Below are 9,567 nucleotides of genomic sequence, written 5' to 3' on the forward strand. Positions count from 1 at the left end.
ATTTATTATTAATAAAATCTATTATTTTTATAATTTTAATTTATTTTATAGATTAAAAGTGACTTTCATAAATTATCTTTAAGCTAATATAAAAAATAGTTAAGTAGAGAAGACCTTTTTTTGTTTTTCATTCCTTAAAACTCTTTATTTTAATTTTCTGCTTTTTTTAGTTCCAATTTTCTTCTAAAAAACTAAAATTAAAGTTTTTTCTTATTTTTTAAATTTTTAACTTCAATTTTTATAATTATAAATTTTTCTTATTATTATATATTAAAATTTAGATTATAATTATTATTTATAAAACTGACTGTGTAATTTAAAACTATAGTTTTTTATTATTTTTAAGTCTTTAACTTCAATTTTGTATTTATAAATTTTAATGATTAATATTTTTAGATTTTAGTTTTTAACTATTATTTATATAAATGATTAAAAATATGAAAATAATAGTTTTTATATATCAATTTTAACCTTCATAAATTGATTTTAAGACAGTTTTTAAACTGAATTGATATATAACTCATTTTTTGAATTATTGTTTATTTATGGTCTTTATTTTAGTTTTTACTGTTATTTTAGTCAGTTTAACGGGTTGTTAACACACAATTGTTTATAAAACTGCTACTTTTAACTCAATACCAAAAGTCAGAGATGATTTTTGTAAAAAATTAAAATTTGCCGAAAAGAATCTAAGTTGAAATTTATTGTTTTTAGAAACTCGTAATTTTTATCACAATAGATTTTCAAAACTGATTTCCTAAAAAGACAATTTTATGTTCTCATTTTTATTATGATGTAGTTTTGATAATATTTCCCGTAAAAGATATTTTTTCAAATTGTATCATAATGTACAAAATTCCATAATGTTGAATTTGAGTGAAAGTTTAGTTTTTAAATTTCAGGTCTGACAATTTTTAATTTAAATCTAATTATCATGAAAATTTTATATTTCGCAGTAGCGCTATTATTTGCAAACGTTGCAATTTCGCAAACACATCAAATTACAAAACACAATGGAGAACAACTTGATGTAAATTTTATTAAAAACGAAAATGGTTTTGTTTATTATTCTTTAAACGGAAGTTCTGAAGAAATCAAAATAAGTAAATATGCTGTTTCATCTATTACAAATAAAGAAACAAAACAAACTCAAAAAGTTTCTGATAAAATAATAGTTGATTCAAAAGACGATTACAAAATGGTAACTGTTCTTCCACAAGACAAAACAATAGGGCTGAAACAAGCAGCTAGTTTTACAGGAGTCTCAACAAGGACAAAAGGTGAACCGCCAATTGCAAATCAGAACCAGACTGCTATGAGAATCAAATCTAAATCGGCTTCAAATGGTTATCCTTTTGTTAGCATTGTTGAAAAAGCAGATGGTAAGTACGAAGCTGTAGCTTATGTGTATTAATAAGATTGTTAATTTTTTGTAAATTACAATTAATCAAAGTTTTATCATTTTAAAAAAGAGTATCTTTATTAATAATTTTAAATTGTAACTATCATGTCTAAGAATTTAAATACGGCAGCAGCAATTTTGGCTGCAGCAGCTGCAGGAGCGGCAATCGGAATTTTATTTGCTCCAGATAAAGGATCAAAAACAAGAGCAAAAATTAAGGAAGGTATTGACGATGCTAAACATAATCTGAAAGATTCTTTTGATGCCAGCTCTGAAGTTCTTCGTGAAAAATTTACGAGTGCTACTCATAATCTTGACGGAACTTTGAATGAGTTACTTTCTAATGTCAGCCATAAAACAGAAGAGGTAATTACTTTTTTAGAAACTAAACTGGCTGAGTTAAAAGCACAAAACGCTAAACTTCAGAAATAATATTTTTATAAAGCACATTACTTGCTTATTTTTATAAGAAAGTTTTGTGCTTTTTTTTTATCTAAAATTTTAAATATGGCTTTTGAAGAATTAAAAGAAAACACCGAAAAAGTTCAAGATCAGGCTAAAGAATATATTGATAGTCACTTAGCTTATTACAAACTTTGGGGTTTTAAAGTTGCAATGAAATCTACAACTTTAATCTTTAAGTTTACTTTGATTTTATTGTGTTTCAGTATGGTGATGATTTTTGGATCTTTTGCCGCAGCGTATGCTTTTGGTTCTTTGTTTGAAAGTAATGCTCTCGGATTTTTGATGGTGGGAGGTATCTATTTGGTAATTACTATTTTGCTTTTGTTTATAAAAGACAAATTTGTTGAAGGGCCAATCTTGGAGAAATTTTCAGAAATCTTTTTTAATGATTAATTATGGAAAGAAAAAAATACTCTTCGTATGCTGAGATTGAAAGAGATCTAGAAATTTTGAAGTTGGAGAAAGAAATCAATTATCAGAAATTGGTTTTGAGTTTTCAGAAAACAAAGGAAAGCATCACTCCGCAAAATATTGTAAATGGTTTCATTTCATCTTACACTGATTACTTTTCAAATTCTTATGTAAAAATTCTGCAGACCATTTTGCCTTATGTAATTGGCTGGTTTATAAATAGAAAAAGAGGCGATTAAGCCTCTTTTTTATTTTAAATTATTGTTGAACGTCTGGTTGAACGTCATCTTCATAACCAGATTGTGGATGAGTAGGTTTTGGCTTTTCTACTTTTTTGTTATGTTTTTTCATCATTTCTCCAACTTGGTTTGATGCTGTAAATGATGCAACCATATTGTTTAGCATATCGCTTCCGGCTTGTGGTGAATTTGGAAGTAAAATTAAATTAGCATTTGCATCGGCTCCAATTGCTTGTAAAGTATCATAATGTTGCGTAACTACAATTAGGGCAGAAGCTTCTTGAGAATTGATTCCAACTTGGTTTAAAACTTCAACACTTTCTACAAGACCTCTTGCAATTTCACGACGCTGATCTGCAATACCTTGTCCTTGTAAACGTTTACTTTCAGCTTCGGCTTTTGCTTTTGCAACGATTCTAATTCTTGAACTTTCAGCTTCAAATTCTGCAGCCGTTTTTTCTCTATCAGCAGCGTTGATTCTATTCATTGCATTTTTTACCTGGATGTCCGGATCAATATCGGTAACCAAAGTATTGATGATATCATATCCGTAAGTAGACATTGCTTCGTTCAATTCACGTTTTACCGCCACTGCAATATCATCCTTTCTTTCAAAAACATCATCCAATTTTAGTTTTGGAACTTCGGCACGAACCACGTCAAATACGTAAGAAGTAATCTGATCGTGTGGATATTCTAGTTTATAAAAAGCTTCATATACTTTTTCCTGAATTACTTTGAACTGAACTGAAACTTTCATTTTGATGAAAACGTTGTCTCTAGTTTTGGTTTCGATGATAACATCTAATTGCTGAATTTTAAGATTTACTCTTCCGGCTAATCTATCAACCAACGGAATTTTAAGTTGCAATCCAGAATTTCTAACACTCTGAAATTTTCCAAATCGCTCAATAATAACAGACGATTGCTGTTTTACAGTAAAGAAAGACGACATGAAAATGAAGAATGCCAATACTAAGAAAATAATAAATGGTGTACTCATGGTTATGTAATTTATATTTATGATTTTGGTAAATTACGAAAATTCTTCTAAAAATAAATTATCAAATATTAAAAAAACGCTAAGAACATTTTTATGATGTTTCTTAGCGTTTCTATTTTTAAATGAAATTTTAATTATAAAGTTTCAATTGCTTTCTGAATTCTAGAAATAGTTTTTGTCTTTCCGATAATTTCAACAATGTCAAATAGGTGAGGACCTTTAAGCGCTCCAACCAAACTTAGACGGAAAGGCTGCATAACTTTACCCATTCCGATTTCGTTTTTAGTTAACCAATCTTTTACAATTGCTTCAATATTTGAAGAAGTAAAATCTTCAATATTTTCTAAAACAGAAATCAATTCCTGCATTAAAGTAGGAGTTTCTTCTTTCCAGTTTTTACTTGCTTTTTCATCGTATGAAGTTGGAGCCTGGAAAAAGAAATCTGTCAAATCCCAAAATTCTGAAACAAAATTTGCTCTTTCTTTGATAAGTGACACAATGCGAGTTGTCACTTCGAGCGGAGTCGAGAAGCCTTTTTCTTCTAAAATAGGAGAGAAGGTTTTTGCTAAATCTGCATCATTTTGTTTTATTAAATATTGGTGATTGAACCATTTGTTTTTCTCAGGATCAAATTTTGCTCCAGCTTTGTGAACTCTGTTTAAGTCAAAAGATTGAGCTAATTCTTCTAGAGAAAATAATTCTTTATCAGTTCCATCGTTCCATCCTAAAAGAGCAAGGAAGTTTACAACCGCTTCTGGGAAAAATCCTTTTTCTCTGTAACCAGATGAAACACCTTCTTCAGTTTTCCATTCTAATGGAAATACTGGGAATCCCATTTTGTCTCCATCTCTTTTTGATAATTTACCATTTCCAATTGGTTTTAAAATCAAAGGCAAATGCGCAAATTCTGGAGCTTCCCAACCAAATGCTTTGTATAATAAAACATGAAGAGGCATAGATGGCAACCATTCTTCACCACGAATAACATGTGACGTTTCCATCAAATGATCATCTACAATATTTGCTAAATGGTAAGTTGGCATTCCGTCACTTTTGAACAAAACTTTATCATCTAAAAGATTAGTTTCAAACTTCACATCACCACGAATGATATCTTTCAAATGTAAAGTTTCATCAACTGGAGTTTTAAAACGAATTACATAATGTTCTCCATTTGCAATTCTTTTAGCAGTTTCTTCAGCAGAAATTACCAATGATGTATCTAACTTTTCACGATTATGATGATTGTAAATAAATGTTTTTCCTTCAGCTTCGTGTTGTTTTCTATGTGCATCCAAAGCTTCAGGAGTATCAAAAGCATAATAGGCCCAACCAGAATTTATCAACTGATCTGCGTATTGCTGGTATAAATCTTTACGTTCGCTTTGTCTGTATGGACCAAATTTTTCATTTTTCCCAACCGTTTCTTCAGGAGCAATTCCTAACCATTCAAGAGCTTCCATAATGTAAGCCTCTGCACCAGGAACAAAACGAGTTTGATCTGTATCTTCAATTCTCAGATAAAAAACACCATTATGTTTCTTTGCAAATAAATAATTAAATAAGGCAGTACGAACTCCGCCAATATGTAACGGTCCAGTCGGACTTGGTGCAAAACGCACACGAACTTGCTTTGACATTTGTTTAAAATTTTGTTGCAAAGATACGACTCTGAATTAGAAAATTAGGTAATGAGAAAATTAGATAATTACTCGTGTTAAGCTTAATTGACTAATTTTCTAATTGATCATTATCTAATTAATAATTATTACTTTTATAGGTTATAATTAAAACAGATTTATTTTGAAAACATCATCTGCAATATATCAAAAGTTAGAGGCTTTCATTAAGAAATATTATACCAACGAATTGATAAAAGGGATATTACTTTTTACTGGTTTTGGATTATTATATTTTCTATTTACGCTTTTTGTGGAGTACTTTCTTTGGCTAAAACCTTTGGGAAGAACGTTTCTATTTTGGTTATTTATTGGAGTTGAAGTTTTCCTTTTAGTCCGTTTAATTCTTTTCCCATTATTCAAATTATTCAAACTTCAAAAGGGAATAGATTATACTGAGGCTTCAAAAATTATTGGAAATCATTTTACAGAAGTGAGTGATAAGCTTACCAACTTTTTGCAATTGTCTTCTGAAAATAATTCAGAAAGTTCAGAATTAGTTCTAGCTTCAATTGAGCAAAAAGCAAATTCTTTGCAACCAATTCCATTTGGAAATGCAATCAATTTTAAAGCTAACAAAAAATATTTACCATTGGCTTTAGTTCCAATTTTACTTTTTGGTGTGTTTTATATTTCTGGAAATAGTAATATTATTTCTCAAAGTTTGAATAGAGTAGTGCATTTTAATTCTGCATTTTTACCACCAGCTCCTTTCAAATTTGTGGTTCTGAATTCTAATTTACAAGCAGAGCAAAACAAAGATTTTGTGATCAAAATGGAATCTGTCGGAAATGTAGTTCCAGAAAATGTGATGATTCATATTGGTGATGAAAGCTACTTTATGGAATCTTCTCAACCTGGAAAGTTTGAATTTAAAATTGAAAAGCCTTCTGAAAATATTCAGTTTTCTTTTGAAGGAAATTCAGTTGTTTCAGAAGAATACGAATTGAAAGTTATAACAGTTCCATCTATTGCAAACTTCGAAATGGTTTTAAATTTTCCTTCTTATTTAAAGAAAAAATCAGAGACAATTCAAGGAACTGGAAACGCAATTGTACCTGAAGGAACAACTGTAACTTGGAAAATGAACACCAAATCTACGCAAGAAGTAGCATGGAAAAGAGATAATGATGTATTTAAGTTCAATAAGGCCGAAAATGAGTTTAAATTGACTAAAAATATAAGTCAAAATACCGAATATCAAATACTTACATCAAATGATAAGGTTAAAAACTACGAAAAACTAGATTATCAGCTGTCTGTTATCAAAGATCAGTTTCCAACTATCAATGTGGGTCCTGCACCGGACAGTTTGAAGCTGGATAAGAACTATATTCTTGGAAGATTAGGTGATGATTACGGACTTTCAAAATTGCAAATTGTATATTACGAACGTAACAAACCTCAGTCTGCTAAGCGTGGAAACATTCCTGTTAAGGCTGGCGTATTCGATCAGTTTGTTTTTAATTTTCCAAGTAACCTTCCTGTAGAAGAAGGTGTTTCATACGAATACTATTTTGAAGTTTTTGATAACGATGCACCACATGGATTTAAGTCTACCAAGTCTTCTACATTCTCAGATCGCGTAGCAACAACTGATGAAATTCAGGATCAGGAATTACAGCAACAAAATCAGAATATTAATAGTTTATCTAAATCTTTGAAGAACCAAACGAAGCAGATTTCAGAAATGGATAAGCTTCAGAATACAGGAAAAGAAAAAGATAATTTAGAGTTTAAAGATCAGCAGAAGATCAATGATTTTATCAAACGTCAAAAACAACAAGACGAAATGATGAAACAGTTTTCTGAAAAAATGAATCAGAACTTAGATAAATTTAAGGATGATAAGAAAGATAAAACAGCTGAAGATTTACAAAAGCGTTTGGATAATGCACAGAAAGATTTAGAAAAGAATCAGAAATTATTAGACGAATTAAAGAACTTAAATGATAAATTAAACAGTGAAGAACTGTTTGATAAGATGGAAAAGTTCAAGCAAATTAGTAAAAACCAATCTCGTAATTTAGAACAATTGGTTGAGTTGACCAAGCGTTTTTATGTTTCTAAGAAGGCTGAACAAGTGGCTGAGAAACTAAACAAACTGTCAGAACAACAGGAACAGTTAGCTAATAAAGAGAAGGAAAATACGAAAGAGAAGCAGGATGAAATCAATAAATCTTTTGATAAAATTCAGGAAGATTTAAAAGATTTGAAAGAGGAAAATAAGACTTTAAAGAAACCTTTGGATATTCCATCAGACGCTTCTAAAGAGAAAGATGTAGACAATGATCTTAATAAAGCTTCTGAAGAATTGAGTAAAAAGAATACTTCTGCTGCTAAACCAAAACAGAAAAGCGCAGCTAAGAAAATGAAGTCTATGGCTCAGGAAATGCAGAGCGAAATGGAAGGTGGAGAACAAGAGCAATTAGAAGAAGATGTTGCAATGCTTCGTCAGATTCTGGATAACCTTTTAGCATATTCTTTATCACAAGAAGATGTGATGAAACAGTTTAAAGCAATGAAATTAGGTTCTTCTACATTCACAAAAAACATCAAGATTCAGCAAAATTTGAAACAACAGTTCAGACATGTAGATGATAGTTTGTTTGCACTTTCGTTACGTAACCCGAAGGTAGCTGAAGACGTAACTAAAGAAATTGGAAACGTACAATACAACATGGATAAGGCTATTGAAACGTTAACCGATGTTCAGATTCCTAGAGGAGTTTCACATCAGCAATATGCAGTTTCATCTGCCAATAAGTTAGCAGATTTCTTAAGTGATTTATTGAACAACATGCAAATGTCTATGCCTAAACCCGGAGCTGGAAAACCTAAACCTGGAGATGGACAAGGTATGCAATTACCAGACATTATTCAGAAGCAAAAAGGTCTTGCTGATAAGATGAAAGAAGGAATGCAATCTGGACAGAAACCTGGTGATAAATCTGGACAGGGAGAAAATGGTCAGGGAAAAGATGGACAAAATAAAGAAGGTCAAGGAAACAAAAGTGGTGGTAAAGATGCTTCTGGTAAGGATGGAAATAATGGAAAGGGTGAGAAGAATGGTAATGAAGGAGAAGATGGAGAAGGTGATGCTGAAGCTATAATGGAGATTTACAAGGAGCAAGTTAAGCTTAGAGAAGCTCTTCAAAAAGAATTAGCGAAGAAAGGTTTAGATGCTCAAGGCAGATCTATTATAGATCAGATGAAACAATCTGAAAAGCAGATTTTGAATAAAGGATTTAAGGATGAAAACCTGCAACGTATATTAAACATCCAACAAGAATTATGGAGATTAAACAATGCAGTTCAGCAACAAGGTCAGGATACACAAAGACAATCTGAAACAAATAAAGCAGAATTTACAAATCGTTCCAATGCTTTACCGAGTTCACTATTGGAATATTTAAACAGTGTAGAGATATTAAATAGACAATCACTACCTTTGCGCTCGAATTTTAATCAAAAAGTTCAAGAATACTTTAATACAAAATGATAAATTTTAATTACGAAACAGATTTTTCTTTAGGAGACGAGCAGGCGTTTAGTGATTGGTTAAGTGCTGTAATTGTTTCTGAGAACAAGAACGAAGGAGAAATCAATTATATATTTTGTGACGATGAATATCTTCATAAAATAAATGTTGAATATCTAGATCATGATACACTTACTGATATTATCAGTTTTGATTATACAGTTGGTAACGAGTTAAATGGAGATATTTTTGTTTCTGTAGAACGAGTTGCAGATAATGCAAAAGACTTCAATGTTTCATTTGCTGAAGAACTTAGAAGAGTGCTGTCTCATGGTATACTTCATTACTGTGGATATAAAGATAAGACAGAGGAGCAAGCTCAATTAATGAGACAAAAGGAAGAAGAAAAGATGAAGATGTTTCACGTGGAACAGTAATCAAATCTCTTTTTAATATTTATGTTCCACGTGAAACGTTTTGGTTTTTGATTTTTTGAACGTTCCACGTGAAACATATTTAAAGAGATTAAAGAAATTATTATAACGTTCCACGTGAAACGTTGAAGTAAAGAATTCGAATAAAAGATTAAATCGTTCCACGTGGAACGATTTTTAAACTTGAATTTTAAAGAGAAAGAATAAGATGTTTCACGTGGAACATGGTTTAAAATTGTTCTTTGGAAGTTTAAAATGGAAGTTTAGAATGGAAGTTTAGAAATGTTTCACGTGAAACATTGTACTTTGAAAGTTCTGCTTTGAAAGTTCTGATTTGAAAGTTCTGATTTGAAAGTTCTGATTTGAAAGTTCTGATTTGAAAGTTCTGATTTGAAAGTTCTGATTTGAAAGTTCTGATTTGAAAGTTCTGATTTGAAAGTTCTGATTTGAAAG

At 30.5% G+C, this 9,567-nt stretch carries 9 protein-coding genes; 6 read left to right on the top strand and 3 right to left on the bottom strand.

Going from position 1 to position 9,567, the window contains the following annotated elements; genetic code table 11:
• Window positions 1–934 precede the first annotated feature (934 nt).
• The 4 genes from RB618_RS05450 to RB618_RS05465 all read left to right on the top strand — a co-directional run bounded on the left by RB618_RS05450 (window position 935) and on the right by RB618_RS05465 (window position 2,517).
• Window positions 935–1,414: a hypothetical protein gene (locus RB618_RS05450; RefSeq protein ID WP_111378727.1), complete on the top strand. Its 480-nt coding sequence runs from the start codon at window positions 935–937 to the stop codon at window positions 1,412–1,414.
• A 93-nt stretch (window positions 1,415–1,507) separates the two neighbouring features.
• Window positions 1,508–1,834 carry a YtxH domain-containing protein gene (locus RB618_RS05455; protein WP_111378726.1) on the top strand — a complete coding sequence of 109 codons (327 nt, stop codon included), beginning with the start codon at window positions 1,508–1,510 and terminating at the stop codon, window positions 1,832–1,834.
• A 75-nt stretch (window positions 1,835–1,909) separates the two neighbouring features.
• The gene (locus RB618_RS05460; RefSeq protein ID WP_308067824.1) at window positions 1,910–2,260 is read left to right on the top strand and encodes a competence protein; all 351 of its coding nucleotides are present in this window, start codon (window positions 1,910–1,912) and stop codon (window positions 2,258–2,260) included.
• Between the two features lie 2 nt (window positions 2,261–2,262).
• A complete protein-coding gene (locus RB618_RS05465; RefSeq protein WP_177211520.1) occupies window positions 2,263–2,517 on the top strand; it encodes a DUF6327 family protein in 255 nt (84 codons plus the stop codon).
• A 19-nt stretch (window positions 2,518–2,536) separates the two neighbouring features.
• Here RB618_RS05465 and RB618_RS05470 read toward each other — a convergent pair whose 3' ends face one another.
• Window positions 2,537–3,520 carry an SPFH domain-containing protein gene (locus tag RB618_RS05470; protein WP_308067825.1) on the bottom strand — a complete coding sequence of 328 codons (984 nt, stop codon included), beginning with the start codon at window positions 3,518–3,520 and terminating at the stop codon, window positions 2,537–2,539.
• Window positions 3,521–3,654: 134 nt separating this feature from the next.
• The gene (gene gltX, locus RB618_RS05475; RefSeq protein WP_308067826.1) at window positions 3,655–5,160 is read right to left on the bottom strand and encodes a glutamate--tRNA ligase; all 1,506 of its coding nucleotides are present in this window, start codon (window positions 5,158–5,160) and stop codon (window positions 3,655–3,657) included.
• Between the two features lie 163 nt (window positions 5,161–5,323).
• Between gltX and RB618_RS05480 the strand changes: the two genes are divergently transcribed.
• Together RB618_RS05480 and ybeY are read left to right on the top strand one after the other, a co-directional pair.
• Window positions 5,324–8,701: a DUF4175 family protein gene (locus tag RB618_RS05480; protein ID WP_308067827.1), complete on the top strand. Its 3,378-nt coding sequence runs from the start codon at window positions 5,324–5,326 to the stop codon at window positions 8,699–8,701.
• Window positions 8,698–9,117 carry an rRNA maturation RNase YbeY gene (ybeY, locus tag RB618_RS05485; RefSeq protein ID WP_308067828.1) on the top strand — a complete coding sequence of 140 codons (420 nt, stop codon included), beginning with the start codon at window positions 8,698–8,700 and terminating at the stop codon, window positions 9,115–9,117. The genes RB618_RS05480 and ybeY overlap by 4 nt, the downstream gene beginning before the upstream one ends.
• Before the next feature lie 247 nt (window positions 9,118–9,364).
• On the opposite strand, the gene RB618_RS05490 is transcribed toward ybeY, so the two are convergent.
• Window positions 9,365–9,567 (bottom strand): hypothetical protein (locus tag RB618_RS05490; RefSeq protein ID WP_308067829.1); only part of this gene is annotated, 203 nt, incomplete at its 5' end.

The sequence above is a fragment of the Flavobacterium sp. LHD-85 genome (assembly GCF_030929595.1).
GTDB lineage: Bacteria > Bacteroidota > Bacteroidia > Flavobacteriales > Flavobacteriaceae > Flavobacterium.

Bases quoted from the DNA above. Each gene is read 5' to 3' on its own strand.
- gltX (WP_308067826.1), bottom strand. From the start codon at position 5,160: ATGTCAAAGCAAGTTCGTGTGCGTTTTGCACCAAGTCCGACTGGACCG.
- ybeY (WP_308067828.1), top strand. From the start codon at position 8,698: ATGATAAATTTTAATTACGAAACAGATTTTTCTTTAGGAGACGAGCAG.
- RB618_RS05465 (WP_177211520.1), top strand. From the start codon at position 2,263: ATGGAAAGAAAAAAATACTCTTCGTATGCTGAGATTGAAAGAGATCTA.
- RB618_RS05470 (WP_308067825.1), bottom strand. From the start codon at position 3,520: ATGAGTACACCATTTATTATTTTCTTAGTATTGGCATTCTTCATTTTC.
- RB618_RS05455 (WP_111378726.1), top strand. From the start codon at position 1,508: ATGTCTAAGAATTTAAATACGGCAGCAGCAATTTTGGCTGCAGCAGCT.
- RB618_RS05460 (WP_308067824.1), top strand. From the start codon at position 1,910: ATGGCTTTTGAAGAATTAAAAGAAAACACCGAAAAAGTTCAAGATCAG.
- RB618_RS05450 (WP_111378727.1), top strand. From the start codon at position 935: ATGAAAATTTTATATTTCGCAGTAGCGCTATTATTTGCAAACGTTGCA.